This is a genomic window from Corallococcus macrosporus, assembly GCF_017302985.1.
GTDB classification, from domain to species: Bacteria; Myxococcota; Myxococcia; order Myxococcales; family Myxococcaceae; genus Corallococcus; species Corallococcus macrosporus_A.
This window is the reverse complement of sequence record NZ_JAFIMU010000006.1, coordinates 279,271-303,588: the sequence shown is the minus strand read 5'-3', so window position 1 is coordinate 303,588 and position 24,318 is coordinate 279,271. Positions and strand designations below refer to the sequence as shown.

The 24,318-nt window shown below is 71.9% G+C and carries 11 protein-coding genes (1 of these 11 only partly in view); 5 read left to right on the top strand and 6 right to left on the bottom strand.

Annotated features, from left to right (window positions below; genetic code table 11):
• Both JYK02_RS10985 and JYK02_RS10980 read left to right on the top strand, forming a co-directional pair.
• Positions 1-4,092, top strand: coding sequence for a TOMM system kinase/cyclase fusion protein (locus JYK02_RS10985; protein ID WP_242588647.1), 4,092 nt, complete (start codon positions 1-3; stop codon positions 4,090-4,092).
• 1 nt (position 4,093) lies between these two features.
• Positions 4,094-4,516 carry a BMA_0021/BMA_0022 family TOMM bacteriocin gene (locus tag JYK02_RS10980; RefSeq protein WP_207050874.1) on the top strand — a complete coding sequence of 141 codons (423 nt, stop codon included), beginning with the start codon at positions 4,094-4,096 and terminating at the stop codon, positions 4,514-4,516.
• Positions 4,517-4,541: 25 nt separating this feature from the next.
• Here the strand turns inward: JYK02_RS10980 and JYK02_RS10975 are convergent, their stop codons facing one another.
• The 4 genes from JYK02_RS10975 to JYK02_RS10960 are packed head-to-tail and all read right to left on the bottom strand — an operon-like array spanning position 4,542 to position 11,277.
• Positions 4,542-5,945: a SagB family peptide dehydrogenase gene (locus tag JYK02_RS10975; protein WP_207050873.1), complete on the bottom strand. Its 1,404-nt coding sequence runs from the start codon at positions 5,943-5,945 to the stop codon at positions 4,542-4,544.
• Positions 5,946-5,955: 10 nt separating this feature from the next.
• The gene (locus tag JYK02_RS10970; protein ID WP_207050872.1) at positions 5,956-7,113 is read right to left on the bottom strand and encodes an amidohydrolase family protein; all 1,158 of its coding nucleotides are present in this window, start codon (positions 7,111-7,113) and stop codon (positions 5,956-5,958) included.
• Between the two features lie 3 nt (positions 7,114-7,116).
• Positions 7,117-9,069, bottom strand: coding sequence for a radical SAM protein (locus JYK02_RS10965; protein WP_207050871.1), 1,953 nt, complete (start codon positions 9,067-9,069; stop codon positions 7,117-7,119).
• Between the two features lie 3 nt (positions 9,070-9,072).
• Entirely contained in the window at positions 9,073-11,277 is a 2,205-nt protein-coding gene (locus tag JYK02_RS10960; RefSeq protein WP_207050870.1) for a TOMM precursor leader peptide-binding protein, read from the bottom strand.
• A gap of 94 nt (positions 11,278-11,371) precedes the next feature.
• Here JYK02_RS10960 and JYK02_RS10955 point away from each other — a divergent pair, with 94 nt between their 5' ends.
• Positions 11,372-13,051, top strand: a complete 1,680-nt coding sequence (locus JYK02_RS10955; protein ID WP_207050869.1) for a S53 family peptidase — start codon at positions 11,372-11,374, stop codon at positions 13,049-13,051.
• A gap of 23 nt (positions 13,052-13,074) precedes the next feature.
• Here the strand turns inward: JYK02_RS10955 and JYK02_RS10950 are convergent, their stop codons facing one another.
• Positions 13,075-13,959 carry a sulfotransferase domain-containing protein gene (locus tag JYK02_RS10950; RefSeq protein ID WP_207050868.1) on the bottom strand — a complete coding sequence of 295 codons (885 nt, stop codon included), beginning with the start codon at positions 13,957-13,959 and terminating at the stop codon, positions 13,075-13,077.
• 189 nt (positions 13,960-14,148) lie between these two features.
• Between JYK02_RS10950 and katG the strand changes: the two genes are divergently transcribed.
• Complete coding sequence (katG, locus tag JYK02_RS10945) at positions 14,149-16,341, top strand: catalase/peroxidase HPI (RefSeq protein ID WP_207050867.1); 2,193 nt, start codon at positions 14,149-14,151, stop codon at positions 16,339-16,341.
• Between the two features lie 15 nt (positions 16,342-16,356).
• On the opposite strand, the gene JYK02_RS10940 is transcribed toward katG, so the two are convergent.
• Positions 16,357-17,946, bottom strand: a complete 1,590-nt coding sequence (locus JYK02_RS10940) for an MBL fold metallo-hydrolase (RefSeq protein ID WP_207050866.1) — start codon at positions 17,944-17,946, stop codon at positions 16,357-16,359.
• A gap of 389 nt (positions 17,947-18,335) precedes the next feature.
• Between JYK02_RS10940 and JYK02_RS10935 the strand changes: the two genes are divergently transcribed.
• Positions 18,336-24,318: the 5' end (the start) of a non-ribosomal peptide synthase/polyketide synthase gene (locus JYK02_RS10935; protein ID WP_207050865.1), read on the top strand. It continues 18,416 nt past the right edge of the window; the window shows 5,983 of its 24,399 coding nt (coding positions 1-5,983); the start codon lies at positions 18,336-18,338; its stop codon lies beyond the right edge, outside the window.

The window sequence follows — 24,318 nt, the reverse complement described above, 5'->3', positions numbered from 1 at the left end:
ATGGACCCCCAGCTGCTGGAAGCCTTCCAGGGCCGCTACGAGCTCCTGTCCGAACTGGGCGAGGGCGGCTTCGGCCGCGTCTACAAGGCCCGCCAGGTGACCACCGGCCAGAACGTGGCGGTGAAGCTGTTGCGCCTGACGGACGGCGCGACGCCGGAGTCCGTGGAGCGCCGCAGCGCGCGCTTCGAGCGCGAGATGAAGCTGTGCGCGCAGATGCACCACCCGAACATCGTGCGGCTCATCGACTCAGGGAGGGCGCAGGGCGGCGCCGTCTACTCCATCTTCGAGTTCGTGCCGGGCAAGAACCTGGCGCAGGTGCTCGCGGAGGAGGGCGTGCTGGATCCGGTGGAGACGCGCCACCTGATGCTCCAGTTGCTGGACGCGCTGGCGTGCGCGCACGCGCAGAACGTGGTGCACCGCGACCTGAAGCCCGCGAACATCATGGTCGTGCCCACCGGCGCCCGGCGCAACGCGCTGGTGCTGGACTTCGGCATCGGGTCCGTGACGGATGAGCTGACGCGCGCGGAGCCGCAGCCGCGCATCACGTCCACCAACGAGTCGTTGGGCACGCCGTCGTACGCGGCGCCGGAGCAGCTTCGCGGGCAGGCGCCCACGCCGCGCTCGGACCTGTACGCGTGGGGGCTCGTCTTCCTGGAGTGCCTCACCGGCCGGCGCGTCTTCGAGGGCGCCACCGTCGCGGAGGTCATCTTCCAGCAGCTCTCCACGGAGCCGGTGCCCATCCCCCCGGCCATCGCCGCGCACCCGCTGGGCAAGCTGCTCCAGCGCGTCACCGCGAAGGACCCGTCCCAGCGCACCGTGTCCGCGGAGGTGCTGCTGCGCCAGCTGGAGGCGGTGGACGTGTCCAACCTGCCGCGCCGGCCCGCGCCCGTGCGCATCCAGCCCGCGGCCCCCAACGCGGAGACGGCGACGGTGGAGCTGTCCAGCCGCACGCCCAACGCGCTGTCCACGCGCGCGCGCCGCTGGGCGGAAGGCGAGCGCCGCCAGTTGACGGTGGTGTGCTGCACGCTGTCCGCCACGCAGACGTCGCCGGGGCCGGTGGACATCGAGGAGCTGGACCACGTGCTGGGCGCCCAGCAGGAGGTCTGCATCGAGATCGCCCGGCGCTACAACGGCCACATCGCCAGCGCGCTGGGCGACATCGTCCTCTTCTACTTCGGCTATCCGGCGGCGCGGGAGGACGACGCGCGGCGCGCGGCGCAGGCGGCGCTGGACATGGTGGCGGAGGTCCGGCGGCGCGGCCGCGCGATTGAAGCCGAGCGCGGCACGTGGGTGGAGATCCGCGTGGGCCTGCACACGGGCCTCGTGGTGTCGCGCGAGCAGCGGGACCCCACGCTCTCCGGCCTGGGCTTCGTGGTGGGCACCACGCCGAAACTGGCCTTCCGGCTGTCCACCTCCGCGCCCTCGGGCGCCATCCTCGTCACGGGCGACACGCAGCAACTGGTGCGCAAGCACTTCCCGCTGGAGCGCGTGCCCGCGTCCCCGAACGAGCTGCTGCCTCCGGGCCTGGAGACGTTCGTGCTCCAGGGCGCGGACGCGACGTGGAGCGGCGCCGACGACGCGCTGACGCTGGTGGGCCGCGCGCGGGAGCTGGACCTGGTGCTGTCGCGCTGGGAGCAGGTGCGCGCGGGGCAGGGGCAGGCGGTGCTGATTTCCGGCGAGCCGGGCATCGGCAAGTCGCGCCTCACGCGCGAGCTGGGGGACCGGCTGGGCGCGGAACCCCATACGTGGCTGGAGGCCCGCTGCACGCAGGACGGCTCGGGCCAGGCGTACATGCCCGTGGTGGACCTGCTCACGCGGATGCTGGACCCGAACCGCGACCTGCCCCCCGAGGGCCGGCTGACGGGCCTGGAGGCGCTGCTCTCCGGCTACAGCTTCGATCTGCCGGAGACGCTGCCGCTGTTCGCGTCGCTGCTGTCCCTGCCGCTGCCGCCGGAGCGCTGGGCGCCGCTGGATGTCTCCCCGCTGAAGCACCGGGAGCTCACGCGCAACGCATTGCTCGCGCTCCTCGCCGCGATGGCGGAGCGCCAGCCCGTGGTGCTGGCGATGGAGGACCTGCACTGGGCGGACCCCTCCACGCTGGAGCTGCTCAAGGCGCTGGTGGAGGAGGTGTCCTCGTCGCGACTGCTCGCGGTGTTCAGCGCGCGGCCGGAGTTCGAGCCGCCCTGGGCCGCTTCGTCCGTGACGCAGGTGCAGCTGGGCGCCCTGGCCCGCGCGGAGGTGGAGCGGCTGGCCACCGCCGCCGTGGGAGGCCCGCTGTCCGCGGAGGCGCTGGAGGAGATCTTCTCGCGCACGGACGGCATCCCGCTGTTCGTGGAGGAGCTGGTGCGCACGCTGCGTGAGTCCGGCGCGCTGGTGGAGCGAGAGGGCCGCTTCGCGCTGGAAGCAGGCAAGGTGGGCGCGGCGGTGCCGGGCACGCTGCGGGACCTGCTCGTCGCGCGCCTGGACCGGCTGGGCCGCGGCAAGGAGACGGCGCAGATCGCCTCCGTGCTGGGACGGGAGCTGACGCACGAACTCCTGCGCCACGTGAGCCCGCTGACGCCGGAGGCGCTGGAGGCGGACCTGGAGCGGCTGGTGGGCTCGGGGCTCCTGCACCGCAAGCGACGGCCGAAGGGGCCCGTGTACCTCTTCAAGCACGCGCTGGTGCGGGACGCGGCCTACGACTCCATGCTCAAGCGGTACCGGCAGCAGGTGCACGCGAAGACGGCGGAGGCGCTGGAGGCGCATTTCCCGGAGATGGTGGAGTCGCGGCCGGACCTGCTCGCGCACCACTGGGCTTCCGCGAACTTGAAGCGCAAGGCCATCCTCTACGCGCAGAAGGCCGCGTTCGCCGCGCTGGTGCGCTCCGCGTACCTGGAGGCCATCCTCTTCGCCCGGCTGGGCCTGTCGTGGCTGGACGCCATCGACGACCCGGTGGAGCGCGCGCAACTGGAGCTGAGCCTCAACGGCGTGCTCGCGCCGGCGCTGATGTCCACGCAGGGCTGGCGCTCACAGGAGCTGCGCACCGTGGCGGAGCGCTCGCTGGAGCTGCTCTTCACGGTGGGCGAGAGCCCCTACGCGGCCCCGACGCTGTGGGTCCTCTCCATCTTCTACCACCTGGGAGGTGACCAGCGCCGGGTACGCGGGCTGCTGGACCGGCTGGTGGCGCTGGCGCAGCGCAACGGGGACGCGGGGCAGGAGGCGGTGGCGCTCACCATCCTCTCCAACATCGAGCTCTTGGAAGGCCGGCTGGGCGAGGCGAAGGCGAAGGCGGACCGCTGCCTGGCGCTGTTCGACCCGGAGGCGCACCGCATCCACCGCATCCTCTACGGCCAGGACACGCGCGTGGGCGGCGAGTCCGTGCTGTGCCGGGGGCTGTGGCTGCTGGGCTTCCCGGACCAGGCGAAGGCCCACGGCGAGGCAGCGGTGGCGTGGGGCCGCGAGCTGAACCACGGCACCAGCATCGGCCTGTCGTTCATCTACCTGCTGCTGATGGCGCAGGAGCACGGCGACCGGGCGGAGGCGCACCAGCTCATCACCCAGCACGCGGAGCTGTCCCACCGCTACGGCCTGCTGGAGCAGTCCGCCTACGTGGGCATCCTGCGCGGGTGGGCCGCGAAGGACCTGGCGGCGATGCGGCGCGGCGTGGCCATGCGCGAGGCGTTCGGCACGGAGATGGACCAGCCGGGCTACTACGCCATGCTCGCGGAATTGGAGCTGGAGCTGGGCCACGTGGACGCGGCGCTCGCCACGGTGGAGCACGGCCGGCAGCGCGCCCAGGCCCTGGGCGAGGCGTACCACGAGTCCAAGCTGCTGCGCGTCAAGGGGCTGGCGCTGTTGCAACGGGATGGAAATACCGCAGCCTCCGCGGAGGCGTGCTTCCGGCAGGCGGCGGACGTGGCGCACGCCCAGGGGGCCCGGATGCGGGAGCTGCAGGCCGTCACGGCGCTGGCGCGGGTGCTCCTGGCCTCCGGACATCAGGAAGAAGCCCGTCAACGCCTGCAATCGGTCTACAGTACCTTCTCCGAAGGATGGGGAACGCCGCCCATCTCGGAGGCCCGCGCGTTGTTGGATGCGCTGGGAGGAGACCGCTGACATGAGCAAGAAGAAGCCGGAGTCGAAGGCCGCGCCCGCGCCCGCACGGGCCCGCCCGGTCGCTCGCAAGCCCACGCGGAGCGCGGGGGGCCAGGCCGCCTCGGTGAATGACTGGCAGGCCGTGTGGATGCGCGCCGTCGCGCTGGCGTGGAAGGAGCCCGAGTTCGAGGCGGCGCTCCAGAAGGACCCGCGCCAGGCCCTCAAGAAGCGCTTCGACTTCGACCTGCCGGCCAGCATCCACCTGAAGGTCGTCCCCTCCACCGCGAAGGACGCGGCGGCGGACAGCACCTGGAAGGTGAACAGCGCGGAGGTGGAGCTGCACCTGCCGAAGAAGCCGGCCGACGTGGCGGACCACGCCGTGGCCCTCTCCAGCCTCACCGACACCTACGGCCGTTCGCACTGCTGCGGCAGCCCCTGCTGCTGAGGCCGCCGCGCCGTCCGTCGCCCTTTCAGGGGGCTGATTCCGGAGGATCGCCCCCCGACACCGCGAAGGCCCCGACGGAGGCCTCGCCAAAGCCGTCCACGCCCGCCACGCGCTGGAAGAAGTCAGGGTCGCTCCGGCCCAGCGCGTAGGGCCGCAGCCCCAGCGCGGTGGACACCAGGTAGAGCGTCTGCACCAGCGCTCCGGTGTCCTGCAGCACCAGCGAGTACGCCAGCGTCTCGTACTTCCACGCGAGCCGGGGCACGCGCGCGGCCACCACCATCAACACCTCGGGCCGCTCGTAGGGCTCCACCGGCGCGCGGGCCTCGTCCAGCAGCGCGTGGAACTCCGGCGTGGGGCCGCTCAGCTTCTCCAGCCGGTGGCCCAGCGGGTCGTAGTGGTAGGCGCCCGGGGCCAGGCCCTGGCACTCGCCCACCATGGGGTAGAGCTCCAGCGCGTACACCGCGCCCGCGCTGGGATAGGGCCGGTCGGTGATTTCACCGTCCTGGGTGCTGCGCACGTCGCGCACGCGCGCGGCGCGGTAGAGCAGTTCACCCAACTGCCGCACGGTGAGCGGTGTGGCGCCCCGGCCGCGCAGGCTGCGGCGGGCCTCCACCACCTCCGTGAAGGAGCGGTCGCCGCCCGCGCGCAGCGCCTCCAGGTCCGGCCGGTACAGCTCCACCGTCTCCTGGATGACCGACGGCTTGAGGGCGGGCGGGTTGGGCAGCTCGCCCCGGAAGCGGTAGGTGGCCCCGGCGCGCGTCTGGTGGCCCCAGCCGCGCGAGCGCAGGTGGAAGAGCAGGTCGTGCGGCTCCCACTGCTTCAGCGCCGTCTGCGTCTCCTCGGACGCCGGCACGTCCAGGCCGTTGGGGACCAGGATGCCCGTCTCCGCCAGCAGGCGCACCAGCTCCCGCAGCGTGAAGGACTCGATGCCGGTGTTGAACTGGTTGAGCCGCGCCAGCAGCGTGGGGCGGGCCATGTCGAAGAGCAGCGACACCACGCGCCGGTCATGCAGCGCCGCGGTGGCGTGCACCGTGGGGCAGTCCAGCACCGCGCGGCCCTCCGCCATGCGCGTGTGCGCGAAGCGCGACAGCTGCAGCGGCTGGGTCGCGTCGAACGTGGCGCGGTGGCGCAGGAAGGACGCGGACGCGGGCGTGAGCGTCAGGAGCAGGTTGCCCCGCTCCTCCACCGTCCACGACAGCAGGCCACCGTCGCCCGCCAGGTCCAGCCAGTACCACGCGAGCGTCGCGTCCGAGCCCGCGGCGGCCGGCACCTCCGCTTCGTGGATGCCTCCGTCCGCGAGCGACTCGAACACCGCGCGCACACCGGGGGCCAGCGGGCCCAACCGCAGCGAGCGGCCAGGGCCCTCCACGCGCGCGTCCTCCGCGTCGGGGCAACGCAGCGCCACACCTTCGGCGAGCGACAATCTCATTCGTGCGGCCTCACGGCTCCACACCGTAGAACCGAGTCGGGTTTTCCCAGAGAACCTTTCGTAGACGACTTTCGGTCATCACGTCACGCAAGGACAGCAGCGACCCCAGCACATCCTCGCCGTGGTCCAGGTGGGGGAAGTCAGTTCCGAAAACCACGCGGTCCTCCGGGAGGTGGCGCACCACGTCAGACAGGTACGGTTCATCCGGCTCCAGGGAAACGAAGCAGTGCTGGCGCAGGTAGGAGGAAGGGAGCTGTCGGATGGTGGCGGAGACCTCTGCACCTACAGCGCGATATTCCTCGTCCAGCCGCCACGCCCAGTACGGCAACCAGCCGCAGCCGGCCTCCATGGCGCCAATGCGCAGGCGCGGGTGCCGCTCCAGCACGCCGCCCTGGAGGAGCGCCAGCAGTCCCATCATCAGCTCCATGGGGTGGGCGCAGACGTGGTTGGCGAAGCGGGTGTCGAAGCGGTCCGCGCCGGCGGAGGGCACATAGACGTGCCCGCTGCCGTGCAGCACCACCGCGAGTGACAACGCCTCGCACTCCGCCCAGAAGGGCGCGTAGGCGGCGTCCGACAGGAGCCGGCCGTTGATGGGGTTGGGGCGCACCATGACGGCGCGCCAGCCGAAGCCCGCGACGCGGCGGGCTTCCGCGACCATGGCCTCCGGCTCGTGGCGGCTGATGAGCCCCACGCCTCGCAGGCGCTCGGGCTGGTGCGCGCAGAAGCCATGCAGCCAGGTGTTGTAGACGGACGCGAACGCGGTGGCCACCTGGGGCTTCAGGGGGGAGAAGCCCTCCAGCAGCAGCGCGTAGGTGGGGAAGAGGGCCGCCATGTCCACGCCGTCCCGGTCCATCTGGGCCAGGTACACGTCCGGCCGCTGAAGCATTTCATTACGGCCCAATTGCGCGTACGAGCGCGCGGAGAACTCCACCCAGGCCCGCTCCGGCATGTGGTTCCACAGCGGCTTGCCGTCGACCTCTGGCAGGGGCAGCACGGGCAGCAGTCCCTGGGGGCCCAGCCGTTCCACGCGCGCCTCCAGCGTTTCGTCCGGCAGCCGTCCCGGCCGGGGCGCGTGGCGGCGCAGGCCGGGCTCCAGCTGCTCCGCCCAGAGGCTCAGCGGCTCCAGGACGTGCCGGTCCGCGTCGAAGATGTGAAGGCCGTCGCGCATGCGTCAGGGTCCCCAGCTCGCGAGCTCGTCGCGCACGTCCTTGAGCAGCGCTTCCAGCAGGCCGGTGCGGCGGGCCTGGGTGCGCAGGGACTGCTCCTCCGCGTCCTCCAGCGTGCCCGCGCGTCCGCCCCGGGCCTCCACCGCGCGGTCGCACAGCTCGCGCAGGAACTCGTGGTGCTGCGGCTGGAGCGTCTGGAAGCCTTCGCCCCAGCGCGCGACGAAGTCCACCAGCACGTCGCGCGAGGCCTCCGGCACGTCGCGGCGGTCCGGCAGGTCGCGGCTCAGCCGCACGAAGAGGTCCGGGAACACGTCGCGCATCGCCGTGGCGAAGGTGGCCGGGACGTAGACGGGCTGCGTGTCCGGGACGAGGTCGCCCTGGCGCTCGGCGGCCAGCACCGCGTCGAAGTCCGTGAAGAGGCGCTCGTGCCGGCGGCGCTCGTTCTGGTTGCGCGCGAGGAAGAACACCGCGCGCGGCAGCATCGCGGGGGCGGTGCGGCGCACCTCCGCGAGCGTGTCCCCCAGCGTCCGGCGCTCCGCGGGCGTCAGGGCCCAGGCGGCGGAGGCCTCGCGCAGGAAGCGGTCGGTGACGGCCTCCGGCCACTCGCGCTCCGTCACCTGGGGCGGGCGCAGGATGCCGGCGATGAAGCCCCGGATGCGCTCGCAGGCGGCGTCCCAGGTGGACAGCCGCTCCACCAGGTCTCGGAAGCCCTCGAGCAGCTGCGGCCGCGTCATGCCCAGCGGCATCACGTTGAGCACGATGGCGCCCCGGTCCTGCGAGTGCGCCTTGCGTGGCGTGGCGAGCCGTCCCTCCGCACGCAGCCGCGTCCACAGCTTCGTGCCGCGCGGGGCCTGGAGCGGCGCCACCACCACCCAGGGCAGGTGCGTGCGCTGGATGTTCGCGTGCAGCGAGTCGAAGACGGTGGGCGTGTCGTGGTCGAACCCGACGATGAAGCTGCCCCGGGGACCGATGCCGTGCGCCTGGATGCGCAAGAGGTCGCCCACGAGGTCCGCGCGCACGTTCTGGTGCTTCTGTGCCTCCTTGAGCGCGCCCGCGTCGAAGGACTCGATGCCCAGGACGACGGTGTAGAAGTTCGCGTCCGCCATGCCCTCCAGCAGCGCGGCGTCACGGCTCAGGTTCATCGTCACCTGGGTGAAGAAGCGCAGCGGGCGGGGCAGGGCGCGGTTCAACGGCACCAGCCCCGCGAGCACTTCCTTCGCGTAGGCCGCGTCGCCGATGAACTCGTCGTCCGCGAAGAAGACACCTTCCGCCCCCAAACCCGCGTGGGCGCGCACCTCGTCCAGCACGCGCTCCACCGGCTTGTGCCGCTGCTTGCGGCCGTACAGGTAGATAACGTCGCAGAAGGAGCAGTCGAAGGGACAGCCGCGCGTGGTCTGCACGGAGCCCCACGCGTAGCGCGGGAGGTCCGCCGCGACCGCGTCCCAGCGTGGCAGGGGGCTTTCGCTGAGCGACGGCTTTTCGAGCTGCCGGTACTCCGGCGAGTACTCGCCGCCGAGCCAGTCCGCGAGGAAGCGCGGCCAGGTGCGCTCCGCCTCGTTGACGAAGAGGGCGTCGAAGAAGCCCCGGTAGTCCTCCGGCGCGGCGGAGACAGCGGGGCCGCCCGCGACCACCGTGGCGCCCCGGTCGCGGAAGAGTCCGCCCAGGAAGCGCGCCTGGTAGGTGAGGGCGGAGTACATCACCGACACGCCGACGACGTCGTAGTCCCCCAGCTCCGTGTCCGCGCGCACCTGCCCGTGCAGCTCCTCGTCCCAGATGTCCACGGTGAAGGTGTCCGGCGTGAGCGCCGCGAGCGTCGCGCAGGCCAGCGGGGTCATCGTCGCGCGCTTCACCAGCCCGCGCTCGGGGTCGAAGTCCTCGGTCTCGCGGTCCACGTGGCGCCGGTCGGGGCCGCATTGGACCAGGAGGATGCGGGGTTTGGGGGGCAGGGCGGACGCCATCGCTCAGAAGTAGAAGGGCACGGGGTTGAGCTGCGCTTCGGTCCTCGGGGCCTTCAGCCACCCCATCCGCACGGGGACGTCATACAGCCGGCCGGGGCCCAGCCGGGGCCAGAAGTGCCGCAGCCCCGGGACGATGACCTTCACGGCGGATACGCCCACGTCCGGCCGTGATTGCTCCACCACCAGCGTCTCCAGCCCCACGCCCGCGGCCCGCGCCACGCACTCGCGCACGTCGTCTCGCAGGTCGTCATGCCCCACGCGCGGGAAGTCGGCGCGGACGCGCGCCGGGACCGAGTCGTCCGGGAAGAGCCAGGTGACGTCGTCGTGCGCGCGGGCGTCCCAGGGCGACGGGGCCGTGTCCTTCGGGTCGTAGCACTGGGCCACCTCCGTGAGCGCGCGCTGCACGGCGAGCTTCGCGTCGAAGTGGCAGCCGCAACCGGCCCAGGCCCGCCCGTGCTCCGGGGACCACGCGAGCGCGACGAACACCGGGATGCCCAGGTCGTGCGTGAGGTCCAGCACCGACAGCTGGACGCCGAGCGATTGGTAGTGCGCCTCCACGGACGCGAACCACGGCTCGTCGAAGGAGCGCAGGTCCACGCGCGGACGGCGCAGGCGGTTGTACCACCAGAGCGCCACCGCATCGCGCTCCACCAGCTCTAGGAAGCCCTGGAGGATGGCCTCCTCCACGCAGTTGCCCGCCGCGTTGCCGTTGGAGTTGAAGAGGCAGAACGGACCGTCTCCGCGCGAGGCCGTGGGCGTGAAGAGGTACGCGAACGACGTGGGCACGTACTTGTGGACCCCGTGCGTGAGCGACCACGCGGGGCTCCAGTCCATGGGTTGATCCGCGTAGGGCAGGGGCACCGCGGTGCGCATGTCGCGGCGGCCCGGGCCTCCGGGCTCGGCGAGCCGGGCCTGGAACTGCGCGGCGCTGAAGTGCTGGAGCGCGTCCGGCGGCACGGCCCTGTCACCCAGTTGCGACGCGGTGGCGTGGACGCGGGGCTCGTCGCCCTGGAACACCGCGCTGTAGCGCTCCAGCGCTTCACACAACGCGCCCGCGCGGGACTGGGCCTCCGTGCGGCCCTTGCCGCTGGCCACGCGGTGGAAGTCGTCGGAGGCCGGCGCGTCCGTCCACGGGCACACGCGGAAGACGGCGGAGTGGATGTGGCCCAGGGGCGCGTCACCCGGCACCGCGCGCAGGTCGCTCACCACGCCCGTCACCGGGCTGATCAGGTGGCGGTGGCGCTCCCAGGTCTCCTCGGGCGTGAGGATGCGGTGGCCGCCGTCGCCGGTGAAGCGCTTGGGGCGCGAGGCCAGCTCCAGCGGCGCCTTCGCTCTCGCCTCCAGCCAGTGCGGGTCGCCGCAGTCCGGGCACTGCGGACGCCGCGTCACCGCGTGCGACTCCAGCTTCCAGGTGGCGAAGTCCAGCGTCCACAGCCGCGTCTGGCCTCCGCCGGTGGGCCCGTCCACCACCCAGCGGGCCACGAGCGCCGCGGCGAAGGACAGCCCCGCCTGCGCGGTGGTGGGCAGGCCCGTGCGCGGCGGGCGCGTGGCTTGCGGCGGGATGCTCTTGCGCGCGAGGTACTTCTCGATGGGGCGGTTGTCCAACAGCCGCGCCGTGAGGCACGTCCAGCACGCACGCTCGCCGGTGCCCACCACCGGGCCCGCATGGCACGCGGTGCCGGACACCTTCAGCGGGAGGAACGCGGCGCCCGCGCTCCGGGCTTCACAGGCCAGGGCGAGCGCTTCCGAGGACAGGTAGTCATCCACCAGCAGCACGTGCCGGTCCGAGTCCTCGCGCACGTCCAGGCCGGTGTCGCGCAGCGCCTCCGCCAGCCGCTCTCCGTCCTCGCCCTCGACGGCCCGCACCGCGACGGACATGTCCAAGAGCCGCCCGGCCGCGACCGCCGCGCCCACGCCCAGGGACTCCCAGAAGCCGGCGACGCTGGCATCGAAGACGTCATGCGCCTCCTCCACGTGCCCGCGCTCCTCCAGGAGCGACAGCGCGTAGAGCACCTCCGGCGCGGAGGCCCGTCCCGCCAGCGCGGCGATGACGTTCGCCACGGTGCGCTGGCCATCCAGCAGGGGGACGATGCTCGCGTGCAGCTCGCCCTCCAGCAGGAACTGGGCGCGCTCCCCGACGAGGAACACGCGCCGTGCGTCGAGCACCTCGGCGCGCAGGTGGGGCTTGATGCGGAGGACTCGGTCCATGGGCAGGCGGGCGAGCCTAACCGGGGCCCGCGCCCGTGCCTATGACGGGGCCCCGCTACCGGGAGCCCGGACTCCGCGTGGTAGAAAGCCGCGCATGGTCCGCATCCCCCTGGCGCAGAGCGCGCGTGTGTCCCCGGAGTCCGTGCATCCCCCTCTGCGGAGCCGCGCCGCCACCGGCACCGTGGAGGTGACCCTGGTGCTGCGCCACGGGTCGCCCCTGCCCACCGTGGCCCAGCTGTGCGCGGATCCCCCGCGCCGCCCCCTCACCCACGACGAGTTCGAGGCGAAGTACGGCACGGATCCGAAGCACCTGAAGACCGTGCGCACCTTCGCGAAGAAGCAAGGCCTGAGCGTCGTGTCCGAGCACCGCGCCCGCGGCTATGTCGTCCTCCAGGGGACCCCGGCGGCGATGGGCAAGGCCTTCGGCGTGGACCTGCGGCGCTACACCCACGGGCCCTCGTCCTACCTGACCCACACGAAGCCGGTGGCCCTGCCGCGCGCGCTGCACGGCGTGGCGGAGTGGGTGCTCGGGCTGGACACCCGGCCGCTCGTCACCCACAACGCCGCGGCGCTGCCCGTGCCCCGGGAGGTGGCGAAGCAGGCCGGCGTGCGCTCGTACACGGCGCCCCAGGTGGCGAACCTCTACCGCTACCCGCGCAACCAGGGCGAGGGCCAGTGCGTCGGCATCATCGAGCTGGCGGGCGGCTACAAGCCGGAGGACCTGGCCCAGTACCTGAAGTCGGTCGGGGTCGAGCGCACGGCGCCGGTGGTGAACGTGGGGCCGAACAAGGCGGGGCTCGATGTCGCCTCCAACGCGGAGGTCACCATGGACGTGGAGCTGGTGGCCTCCGTGTGTCCGGGCGCGCGCGTCGTCGTCTACAACGCGGGCTCGAAGGACTACTCGCTGCGCGACTACCACCGCGTCCTGGCGGAGGCCATCAGCGACCGGGAGAACCTGCCGTCGGTGCTGACCACCAGCTGGTCCTTCTATGAAGGGTCGCTCATCCAGCAGGGCGAGGAGGTGGCCTTCGAGCGCCTCTTCATCGAAGCCGCGCTCCTGGGCATCACCGTGTGCGCGGCGTCCGGCGACCTGGGCTCGCAGGTGCCGGTGAATGGCCACTCTCCCACCGGCGCCATCACCGTGGCCGCGACGAGCTACCCGGCCGCGAGCGCGCTGGTGCTGGGCTGCGGCGGCACGACGCTGGAGGCGCTGGGAGAGGTCCTCCACCACGAGCGCGTGTGGAACCGCCTGGGCGAGGCGATGTCCATGGGCGCGCTGGGCAACACCTCCACGGCCGCGGGCGCGAGCAGCGGCGGTGTCAGCAGCATGAACGCGCTGCCGCTGTACCAGGAGGGCATCGGCGTGCCCGACCTCGTGACGTCGTCGTGGAAGAACGGCGCCTTCTCCGTCTCCCGGGGCACCGGCCGGGGCGTGCCCGACGTCGCGGCGAACGCGGACCTGCACACCGGCTATCAAATCGTCTTCAAGGGCCAGCAGGGCGTCGCCGCGGGCACGAGCGCCGCCGCGCCGATGTGGGCCGGCCTCATCGTCCGCCTCAACGAGGCGCTGGGCGCGCGCGTGGGCTTCCTGCACCCCCAGCTCTACAAGCTGGTCAGCGAGGGCGCCCCCGTCGTCCGCCGCATCACCCAGGGCGGCAACGGCGCCTACTTCGCGAGCCACGAGACGCTCTGGAACGCGTGCACCGGCCTGGGCACGCCGGACGGCGAGGCGCTGCTCGCGGGCCTGCGCAAGCTCCAGCGCCGCAAGCACTGAAGCCCGCGCACCCGGCGCCGCTTCTAGATGGCGTCCTCGGTGATGCCCAGCTTCTGGCGGACCGCCTGGAACTGGGCGTCCATCCGGGCGCGGTGCTCCGGCTTGAGGGCCGGCTTGCCCCGGCCCACGCCGCCCTTGTTGATGAAGCCCGTCCCCGGCTCCCTCGGCTCGTACACCGCCGTGCGCGGGTCGAACCGGGCGTCGTGCTGCTTCATGTACTCGAAGCTCGTCTTCTCCATCAGCAGGGGCAGGTCCTCGTCCGCCACGGGGACGCCCAGGAACGCGCCGATGCGGCGCAGACAGCCCTCGCGGTCCGCGACGAGGTCCGCATAGCGCACGTGCAGCACGTTCGCGTCCGTGCGGTGCGGCCACCACGAGGCCAGGTGCGCTCCCCACTCGTCCTTGCGCAGCACCCTCTGGACGAACTTGTCGAAGTCCAGGCGCAGGCCGGTCATCACGCAGTTGTGCGTGTAGCGGGAGATGAGCGCGTCCGGCGCGGCGCGCGTCACGTAGATGATGCGGCTGTCCGGTGGCGGCCTGAGGAACCCGTACTTCATGTGGGTCTTCAGGATGCGCGGCTGCTCCAGGCCATCCAGCACCTGCTCCGCGCGGGGGGAGAGGATGAGCTCCTCCAGGAACGGCGCCACCTGGAGGATGTGCTCGTACTCGCCCCGGCCCCGGGTGAGGAGCTGGTAGACGATCTGCTGCATCCACGTCGTCCCGGACTTCGGGTACGTGGAGATGTAGATGTCCCCCGGCCTGGGCTTGAGCCACACATAGCGCAGCCGCAACCAGCGGGCCGCGTCGTACACAATCCGGTGCACGGCGCGCAGCAGTTCGAGGAAGCCCACCAGGACGTTGAGGACCGCCCTCAGCACAGGGCGGGAATCGGAGGAATCCGAGGACATGGCGGCTTCATAGCAAACTCAGCGGAGTTGCCCCGAGCCGTCCTGTCGCTGACGCGCTGTGCTGTCGCGAACCCCCGGGAGGAGAGGGGGGTTCGATAACGAACGGCCTCCGGGGCCGTCCGCGCATCCGGGTTCCCGCGCGCGCGGTGCCGGTCTATCCGGCATCCCGCAGCCCGCCAGGAGAACCCCATGAACGACGAGTCGAAGTGCCCCGTCGCGCACGGCCCACGCCGCGCCCGCACGAACACGCAGTGGTGGCCGGACCAGCTCAACCTCGCGATGCTGCACCAGCACAACGCGCTGTCGGACCCGATGGTCGAGGACTTCAACTACGCGGCGGAGTTCCAGAAGCTGGACCTCCCCGCGGTGGTGAAGGACCTGCACGCGCTGATGACCGACTCGCAGGACTGGTGGCCGGCGGACTACGGCCACTACGGCCCGTTCTTCATCCGCATGGCGTGGCACGCGGCGGGCACCTACCGCATCTTCGACGGCCGGGGCGGCGCTCGCTCCGGAGAACAGCGCTTCGCGCCGCTCAACAGCTGGCCCGACAACGGCAACCTGGACAAGGCGCGGCGCCTGCTGTGGCCCATCAAGCAGAAGTACGGCCGCCAGCTGTCGTGGGCGGACCTGATGATCCTCGCGGGCAACGTGTCGCTGGAGTCCATGGGCCTCAAGACCTTCGGCTTCGGCGGCGGCCGCGAGGACGTATGGGAGCCGCAGCCCATCAACTGGGGCCCGGAGTCCACCTGGCTGGGCGACGAGCGCTACAGCGGTGAGCGCGAGCTGGCGCACCCGCTGGCCGCCGTGCAGATGGGCCTCATCTACGTCAACCCCGAGGGCCCGAACGGCCGCCCGGATCCGGTGGGCTCCGCGCGCGACATCCGCGACACCTTCGCGCGCATGGCGATGAACGACGAGGAGACCGTCGCGCTCGTCGCGGGGGGCCACACCTTCGGCAAGTGCCACGGCGCTGGCCCGGCGCACCACCTGGGCTCCGAGCCGGAGGGCGCCAACATCGAGGAGCTGGGCCTGGGCTGGAGGAACGCCTACGAGACCGGCATCGGCGCGCACGCCACCACCAGCGGCCTGGAGGGCGCCTGGACGCCCACGCCGACGAAGTGGGACATGAGCTACTTCGAGACGCTCTTCGGCTACGAGTGGGAGCTGACGAAGAGCCCGGCCGGCGCGCACCAGTGGAAGCCCGTCGGCAACAGCGGCGCCGGCACCGTCCCGGACGCGCACGTGCCCGGCAAGCGCCACGCGCCCATGATGACCACGGCCGACCTCGCGCTGCGCTTCGACCCCATCTACGAGCGCATCTCGCGCGACTACATGGCCCACCCGGCGAAGTTCGCGGACGCCTTCGCGCGCGCCTGGTTCAAGCTGACCCATCGCGACATGGGCCCCAAGGTGCGCTACCTGGGCCCGCTGGTGCCGGCGGAGGACCTGCTCTGGCAGGACCCCATCCCGGCCGTGGACCACGCGCTGGTGGACGCCTCGGACATCGCCACGCTCAAGGCGGAGCTGCTCGGCTCCGGCCTGTCTCCGCAGCAGCTGATCAAGACCGCCTGGGCCTCCGCGTCCACGTTCCGCGGCAGCGACATGCGCGGGGGCGCGAACGGCGCGCGCATCCGGCTGGCGCCGCAGAAGGACTGGGAGGCCAACGAGCCCGCGGAGCTCGCGCGGGTGCTCACCACGCTGGAAGGACTCCAGCAGCGGTTCAACGGCGCGCAGGCTGGCGGCAAGCGGGTGTCGCTGGCGGACCTCATCGTGCTGGGGGGCACCGCGGCCGTCGAAGCCGCCGCGCGCAAGGCCGGCCACAATGTCACCGTGCCCTTCACCCCGGGCCGCATGGACGCGTCTCAGGAGCAGACGGACGTGGATTCGTTCCTCGTCCTGGAGCCGGCGGCGGACGCCTTCCGCAACTACGTCCGCGCGGGCGCCGAGGCGACGACGGCCGCCGCGCTCATCGACCGCGCCAGCCTGCTCACGCTCACCGCGCCGGAGATGACGGCGCTCCTGGGCGGCCTGCGCTCGCTGGACGTCAACCACGGCCACACGCAGCACGGCGTGTTCACCCGGCGCCCGGGCACGCTGAGCCCGGACTTCTTCGTCAACCTGCTCGACATGCGCACCGCGTGGAAGCGCTCGCAGACGGCCCCGAACGTGTTCGAGGGCCGCGACCGGGCCACGGGCGAGCTGCGCTGGACGGCGACCACCGCCGACCTCGTCTTCGGCTCGAACTCGCAGCTGCGCGCGCTGGCGGAGGTCTACGCGGCCCGCGACGGCGAAGCCCACTTCGTGCAGGACTTCGTCGCCGCGTGGGCCAAGGTGATGGAGCTGGATCGCTTCGACCTGCCGGGGCGCAAGACGATCTGAGCCCGCCTGGAGGGACTACTCCAGGACGCGCTCCATGGTGAGGAAGGGCCGCGCGGCCGGGATGCTCCGGCCGCGGCAGACCTCGATGAACTTGTTCGACTCGATCATCTGGGGCGCGGTCTCGTCGTACTGGAGCACCATGACGTGGCGCAGCCAGGGCTCCTGGCCCATGGCGTAGACGAACACCTCGCGCGGGTTCAGGTGGTTGAGGATCTCCGTGGCGCGCGCGCTGTCGGAGCCGTTGAGCCGCCGCGACTGGTCCATCTTGCGGGGCAGGGGCTGGCTGAGCAGCGGGCCGTACATCCAGCTCATCGGCCCGCCCTCGCACTCCATGCCCAGGTAGAGCGCGTCCAGCGGGCCCACCAGTTGCGCCAGGTGCTGGTACATGCGCGGCTCCAGCGCGTTGGAGTCCGCGGCCATCAGCATGGAGCGGCCGGCCAGCCGCACCAGGTGCGCCGTCTTCGCCTGCACCGCCAGGTCGCTGTGCTCGCCGATGAAGGGAATGCCCATCAGCGACCCGCCGGGGATGGAGATCTCCTGCAGGTCGTCGATCTCAATCACGTTGCGGAAGCCCGTCTTCTCCAGCACCAGACGCAGCGACGGATCCGCCAGCGAGTACGCGTTCGCGCGGGGCACGACGATGGTGCCGATGCGGTGACGCAGCTGCAGCAGCGTCTCCATCATCAGGTGGTCCGCATGGCCGTGCGTGATGAGGACGTAGTCGATCTTCTCCGGCAGGTCCGCGTGGGTGAAGCGCTGCTGCTCCGTGGGGAACTCGTAGCTGATGACGGGGTCGGTGAGGACGGACACCTCCCGCGTCTCCATCAGCACGCACGCGTGGCCGAAGTAGCGCACGCGCACGCCGGGGCCGGTGTAGGGCTCGGGCTTGCGCGGGGCGGTTTCCGTGAAGAGGTCCGCGAACGCGTCCGCCGCGGAGGAGGGCACGCCCAGCATCTCCGCCACCTGGCCGGGGCTGCCCGGCGTGTGGCGCATGCGGAAGAGCGCGTCGATGCCCTCGTGCCGGAAGGGCACCTGGAGCCACAAGGGCGAGTCACCCTCCAGGCGCGGGGTGCTGAAGACGTACTTGCGGGCGTCGCCGGAGACGCGCATCAGCGAGATGCTCTGCGACGACTCCTTGTAGAGGCTGCTGCGGTAGAGCAGCGGCTCCATGATGCGGGCGTTGGCCCGGTGGGCCAGGTCGTACGTGAGCTCCACGTAGCCTTTGAGCATCTCCGGCACCTTGGCGTAGAGCGGCTCCAGCGACTCGCCCTTGGAGCTGGCCAGGAGCTGCTCCAGGTCCGACACGGCCTTGGTGTAGGCCAGCATGTCCGCGTGATCACGGGTGGTGCGCTCCAGCAGCGCCTTCACGTCCCCCACGCGCGACACGGGGTGGTTGATGAAGGGGCCGCCCATCAGCGCCGGGTTCTGCAGCGCGGCCACGTGCACGTCCGGGTTCGCGACGAACGACTGCATCAGCTTCAGGTGCAGGCGGGACACGAACAGCGGCGCCGTGGCGGGGGAGATGAGGTACCACCAGACGTACCACTGGTTGAACAGGGGCTCGATGGCGACATCGGGCTTCAGGTACATCGGACGGTCGAGCATGGGGGCCTCGCGGGGGCGTCCGCCGGGGCCCTTCGGCCCGGCGCGGGGGAGATGTTGCCGGCAGTGTGAGCGAGCAGGCGCCCGGGCAAGCCCGGAAGCACGCGTGTGCCGGCAATGTTGATGATTCCCCGGCTGACTTCAAGGCACCGGCTTCCCTGCCAGGACCGGGGAAGGGCAGCCAGAGCCTGGGAATCCCGAGCTGTGACCGGGAACGTTACAGGGAATCCGGGTCTGTCTTGACGTTCGCTTTCACAGCTTCAGAGAAAATCAAGAACTACCGACAGCGCATTTCTCGCTCGGTTTGTTTAGCGATAAAACAATGGCCTTTTCGTGCAGGTCCAACCCCCCGGCAGGGCCTGCACCGCCAGCCACCTTGAGGAACGTCGAACATGCTCTTGGCGAGCCACGCGTCGTCTTTTGCGACCTTGCTGGATCTTCTCGAGGCACGGGTCCAGGGGGCGGCGGAGGCGCGGCTCTACACCTTCCTGGAGGAGGGTGAGGAAGGGGCGCTGACGTACGGGGGGCTGGCGTCGCGGGCGAGGGCCATCGCCGTCGCGGTGTCGGAGCACGCGCGCGCGGGGGACCGGGTGGTGCTGCTGTACCCGCCGGGCCTGGAGTACGTGGCGGGGTTCTTCGGGTGCCTGGCCGCGGGGGCGGTGGCGGTGCCCGCGTACCCGCCGGATCCGTCGCGGCTGGAGCGCACGCTGCCGCGCCTGCGGGCCATCATCCAGGACGCGCGGGCGACGGTGGTGTTGACGACCTCGTTCGTGCTGTCGATGGCGGAGTTCCTGTTCGAGCAGGCGCCGGAGCTGCGGGACGTGAAGTGGGTGGCGACGGACGCGCTGTCGCCGGACGAGGCCGCCGCGTGGCGCGCGCCGGCGGTGAAGGCCGACACGCTGGCCTTCCTCCAGTACACGTCCGGGAGCACGGGCACGCCGAAGGGCGTGATGCTCACGCACGGGAACCTGCTGCACAACCTGTCGCTCATCCACGGCGCGTTCCAGGCGAGGCCGGACAGCGTGGGCGTCATCTGGCTGCCGCCGTACCACGACATGGGGCTCATCGGCGGCATCCTGGAGCCGCTGTACGGGGGCTTCCACACGGCCTTGATGTCGCCGCTGTCGTTCCTCAAGCGGCCCATGGCGTGGCTGGAGGCGGTGTCGCGCTTCGGGGGCACCATCAGCGGCGGACCGAACTTCGCGTTCGACCTGTGCGTGCGCAAGAGCACGCCGGAGCAGCGCCAGGCGCTGGACTTGAGCCGCTGGGAGGTCGCGTTCTGCGGCGCGGAGCCCATCCGTCCGGAGACGCTGGAGCGCTTCATGGAGGCGTTCGGTCCGAGCGGCTTCCGGCGCGAGGCGTTCTATCCCTGCTACGGACTGGCGGAAGGCACGCTCATCGTCTCCGGAGGCGAGAAGTCGGCTCCGCCGGTGTCGGTGACGCTTTCGGCTGGAGCGCTGGAGCGGCACCGCGCGGAGGAAGTGGGCGCGGCGGAGCCGGGGGCGCGGACGCTGGTGGGGTGTGGCCGGACGCTGGCGGAGCAGAAAATCGCCATCGTGGATCCGGAGACGCTGGAGCGGCGCGCCTCGGGTGAAGTGGGCGAGGTCTGGGTGTCCGGGCCGAGCGTCGCCCAGGGGTATTGGGGCCGCGAGGACGCGACGCGCGAGACGTTCCAGGCGCGCATCGCCGGTGATGCTTCCGGGCCGTACCTGCGCACGGGAGACCTGGGGTTCCTGAGGCCGGATGGCGAGCTGTACGTCACGGGGCGGCGCAAGGACCTGATCATCCTGCGTGGGCGCAACCACTACCCGCAGGACCTGGAGGCGTCGGTGGAGCTGGCGCACCCGACGCTGCGGCCGGGTGGCGGCGCGGTGTTCGCGGTGGAGGTGGCGGGCGAGGAGCGCGCGGTCGTCGTGCAGGAGATTGATGTCCGGCGGCTGGGCGATCTGCGGAAGCAGTTCGCCGCGGCGGACGCGGCGGTCGGGGCCATCCGGCAGCGGCTGGCGGAGTCGCACGAGGTGCAGGCGCACGCGGTGGTGCTCATCGAGCCGGGCAGCCTGCCCAAGACGTCCAGTGGCAAGGTGCAGCGGCACGCATGCCGCACGGGTTTCCTGACCGGGACGTTGCAGGAGGTCATGGCCTGGAGGGAGGAGCCGCCCGAGCCTCCGGGAGGCGCAGGCGGTCCGGGATCGTCCGGAGGTCCGTCGTCCGGATCCGCGGGCGGCACAGCGTCGAGCACGGGCAAGGCTGGCACGGGCCCCGTGGCGTACGACGGTTCGTCGTCGGGCACGGGCGGTGTGGCAGGGCCCGTGGGTTCCAGCGGTTCGTCGAGCACGGGCGGTGTGGCAGGGCCTGTGGCTTCCGGTGGATCGTCGTCTGATGCGGGCCGGGGATCCGGAGCCCAGGCAGGCGGTTCGTCTGCCCCTCACGCAGCGCTGTCCGGTTCGCATGCCGGAGCAGGGCAGGGGGCGGTGACGCTGGCTGCGAAGCCGGACGCGGAAGCGTTGGTGGCGTGGCTGCGCGACATCGTGGCGCGGCACGTGCGCATGCGCCGTGAGGAGATTGACGTCGAGGCTCCGGTCACGCGCTTCGGACTGGACTCACTGGGCGCGGTGGAACTGGCCCATGAAGTGGGCACGGGCATGGGCCTGACGGTGCCCATGGAGTGGTTGCTCCAGGGGCCGAGCATCACGTCCCTGGCGCGGCAGTTGCTCACGCTTCGGGCGTCGGCGGGGCCGGCTTCGAGCACCCTGCGTCGCCGGGACGTCGAGGGCGACCGGGCCGTGTCGTTTGCCCAGGCCCGGCTGTGGTTCCTGGACCAGTACGCACCGGGCGACGTGGCGTACAACCTGCCCGCGGCCGTGCGCCTGGAAGGCGACCTGGACGTAGCCGCGCTGGAGGGCAGCCTCCATGCGCTCGCGGCGCGCCATGACGCGCTGAGGACGTCCTTCCGGGAAGAGGATGGACGGCCACTCCAGGTCATCGCGAAGAACGCGGTGCTGCCGCTGGTGCGCGTATCTCTGGAGTCCCTGCCTGTTGAGGCTCGCGAGGCCGAAGCCTCCCGCCTTGCTCACGACGAGGCCCGCCGCCCGTTCAACCTGTCGCAGGGGCCGCTGGTTCGCGCCACGCTGCTGACGCTGGATGCACGCACGCATGTGCTGGTGCTCGTCATGCACCATGCCGTGTCGGACGGCACGTCCATGGCGGTGCTCGTGCGTGAGGTGTCCGCCCTCTACGCGGCGCTGCGTGACGGTCGCCCTTCTCCGCTGCCCGCGCTGCCGCTGGGATACGCGGACTACGCGGAGTGGCAGCGGGAGTGGCTGGACGGCGCCGCGCTGACTTCGCAACTGGATTACTGGCGCAAGCAGCTTGCGGGTGCACCCCGGTTGCTGGAGCTGGCCACGGACCGGCCCCGTCCCGCCGAGCGTGGGACGCAGGGCGCGCGGGTGCCGGTGGTGCTGGACTCCCGGCTGGCCGAAGCGGTGCGCAAGCTGGCGGTGCGTGAAGGCGTCACGCCCTTCATGGTGCTGCTGGCCGGCTTCCAGGCGGTGCTCGCTCGCCGCGCGGGCCAGGACGATGTCAGCGTGGGCACGGCCATCGCGGGCCGGGGACGTGCGGAGTTCCAGGGGCTGGTGGGCTTCTTCGTCAACACGCTGGTGATGCGCACGCGGCTGTCCGGTGCGCCCACCTTCCGTGAGCTTTTGGGCCGGGTGCGCGCGACGGCCATGGGTGCGTACGCGCACCAGGACGTGCCCTTCGAGAAGCTGGTGGAAGCGCTTCAGCCCACGCGCGAGCGCGGGCACACGCCGCTCTTCCAGGTCATGTTCATCCTCCAGGGCGCGCAGGTGGGCGCCCCCGTGCTGCCGGGCCTCCAGTCGAAGCTGCTGGACGTGCACCCCGGCACGGCGATGTTCGACCTGACGCTCTCGCTCTCCGAATCCGTCCGGGGCTTCGATGGATGGCTGGAGTACGCCACCGACCTCTTCGACGCGGACACCGTGGCCCGCCTCGCTGGCCACCTGCGCGTGCTGCTGGAGGCCGCTGTCGCGGACCCTTCGCGTCGCGTGGACGCGCTGCCGTGGCTGGACGCCTCGGAGTCGCAGCACCTGCGGGGCCTGTCGCGTGGTGAAGACACGGTGTTCCCGGCGGAGGCCACCGTGGCGTCGCAGTTCGCGGCGCAGGTGGCTCGCACTCCGGATGCCGTGGCGCTCGTCGCCGGAGAGACGCGGCTGACGTACCGCGAGCTGCACCAGCGGGCGCGGGCCCTGGCGCATGCGCTGCGAAATCGCGGCGTGGGGCCGGAGTCCATCGTGGGGCTGTGCGTGGACCGCACGGCGGAGCTGGCCGTGGGGCTGCTCGGCATCCTGGAGGCGGGCGCGGCCTACCTGCCGCTGGACCCGGCCTATCCGGCGCAGCGGCTCGCGGCGATGTGGGAGGACTCGGGCGCGAAGGTCCTCGTGAGTCCTCGTCGCCTGGAGGGCGTGATCTCCGTGCCGTCGGAGCAGCGTCTCTTCCTGGACGACGCGATGGACGGTGACTTCGCCGAGCCCGCTGGTGACGCGCGGTCGCTCGCGTACGTGCTCTACACGTCCGGTTCAACGGGGCGGCCCAAGGGCGTCAGCGTGCCGCACCGGACGGTGATGAACTTCTTCCGCGCGATGGATGCGCACGTCTCGCCGTGCCCGGGCACGTGGCTGGCGATGACGAGCATCTCCTTCGACATCTCCGTGCTGGAACTGCTCTGGTCCTGGACGCGCGGCTTCCAGGTGGTGCTCGCGCCCACGGGCCTGGAGCCCGCCGCGCTCGCGCAGACGCTGGAGCAGCACGCCGTCACCCACTTCCAGTGCACGCCGTCGTACGCGCGCGCCCTCGTGGAAGAGCCCCGGGCGCTGCACGCGCTGGGCGGTCTGCGGCAGTTGCTCGTCGGCGGAGAAGCACTCCCGGGCGGCCTTGCCGCACGTTTGCGGGCACGCGTTCCAGTCCTGCTCAACATGTACGGACCCACCGAGACGACGGTGTGGTCCTCGACGCATCGCGTGGCGCAGGACACGGCCGGGACGGTGTCGCTGGGACGGCCGCTCGCGAACACGGGCCTCTACATCCTGGACGCGCGACTGCACCCGGTGCCGGCCGGTGTGCCGGGTGAGTTGTTCATCGGTGGCGACGGCGTGGTGCGCGGCTACCTGGGCCGGCCGGACCTGACGGCCGAGCGTTTCGTGCCGGACGCGTTCCATGGCGATCCGGGCGCGCGGATGTACCGCACGGGAGACCGGGCGCGCTGGCTCGCGGACGGGACGCTGGAGTTCCTGGGCCGCGTGGATCATCAGGTGAAGGTGCGCGGCTTCCGCATCGAGCCGGGTGAAGTGGAAGCGGCCCTCGTCCGGCACGAAGGCGTCGCGGCCTCGGTGGTGGTCGCGCGCGAGGACGTGCCAGGGGACACGCGGCTGGTGGCCTACGTCGTCGCGAAGCCCGGCAAGACGCTGGACGAGGCCTCACTCCGCGAGCACGCGAGGCGCCACCTGCCGGAGTCGATGGTGCCGTCCGCGGTGATGGTGCTGGAGGCACTGCCCCTCACGCCCAACGGCAAGGTGGATCGCAAGGAGCTGCCGGCCCCGGAGCTGCCCCGTTCGGAGCACGGCTACGTCGCCCCTGGAACGCCGACGGAGCAGGTGCTGGCCGGCCTGTGGAGCCGGCTCCTGCGCGTGGAGCGGGTGGGGCTGCGCGATGACTTCTTCGCGTTGGGCGGGCACTCACTGCTCGCCACGCGCCTGCTGTCCGCCGTCCGAGGCGCCTTCGGGGTGGAGTTGCCGGTGCGCGCGCTGTTCGACGCGTCCACCCTGGCGGCGCTGGCGGCACGCATCGACGCCGTCCGTCTGGAGCAGGCGGGCACGTTGGCGCCCGCGCTGGAGCCGGTGTCTCGCGAAGGCAAGCTCGTGCCGTCCTTCGCGCAGCAGCGGCTGTGGTTCCTGGAGCAACTGGAGCCGGGCAACCCCGCGTACCACATCCCCGCGGCCGTCGAGCTGGACGGCGAGCTGGACGTGGCCGCGCTGAAGCACGCCTTCGAGGCCCTGGTGCAGCGGCACGAATCGCTGCGCACGTCGCTGGTGGCGCCGGAGGGACAGCCCTTCCAGGTGGTGGCGAAGTCCGCGCAGGTGCCGTTCGTGGGCGTGGACCTGTCCGGGCTCGGCGGCGAGGGTGTGGAGGCGGGGCTGCGGCGCCTGATGGCGGAGGAGGCGCGCAAGCCCTTCGACCTGTCGCAAGGGCCGCTGCTGCGGCTCACGCTGGTGCGGTGCGCGCCCACGCGGCACGTGCTGCTCCTCACCCTGCATCACGTCGTCTCCGACGGCGGTTCGATGCTGGTGCTCGTGCGCGAAG

Bases quoted from the DNA above. Each gene is read 5' to 3' on its own strand.
- JYK02_RS10985 (WP_242588647.1), top strand. From the start codon at position 1: ATGGACCCCCAGCTGCTGGAAGCCTTCCAGGGCCGCTACGAGCTCCTG.
- JYK02_RS10980 (WP_207050874.1), top strand. From the start codon at position 4,094: ATGAGCAAGAAGAAGCCGGAGTCGAAGGCCGCGCCCGCGCCCGCACGG.
- JYK02_RS10975 (WP_207050873.1), bottom strand. From the start codon at position 5,945: ATGAGATTGTCGCTCGCCGAAGGTGTGGCGCTGCGTTGCCCCGACGCG.
- JYK02_RS10970 (WP_207050872.1), bottom strand. From the start codon at position 7,113: ATGCGCGACGGCCTTCACATCTTCGACGCGGACCGGCACGTCCTGGAG.
- JYK02_RS10965 (WP_207050871.1), bottom strand. From the start codon at position 9,069: ATGGCGTCCGCCCTGCCCCCCAAACCCCGCATCCTCCTGGTCCAATGC.
- JYK02_RS10960 (WP_207050870.1), bottom strand. From the start codon at position 11,277: ATGGACCGAGTCCTCCGCATCAAGCCCCACCTGCGCGCCGAGGTGCTC.
- JYK02_RS10955 (WP_207050869.1), top strand. From the start codon at position 11,372: ATGGTCCGCATCCCCCTGGCGCAGAGCGCGCGTGTGTCCCCGGAGTCC.
- JYK02_RS10950 (WP_207050868.1), bottom strand. From the start codon at position 13,959: ATGTCCTCGGATTCCTCCGATTCCCGCCCTGTGCTGAGGGCGGTCCTC.
- katG (WP_207050867.1), top strand. From the start codon at position 14,149: ATGAACGACGAGTCGAAGTGCCCCGTCGCGCACGGCCCACGCCGCGCC.
- JYK02_RS10940 (WP_207050866.1), bottom strand. From the start codon at position 17,946: ATGCTCGACCGTCCGATGTACCTGAAGCCCGATGTCGCCATCGAGCCC.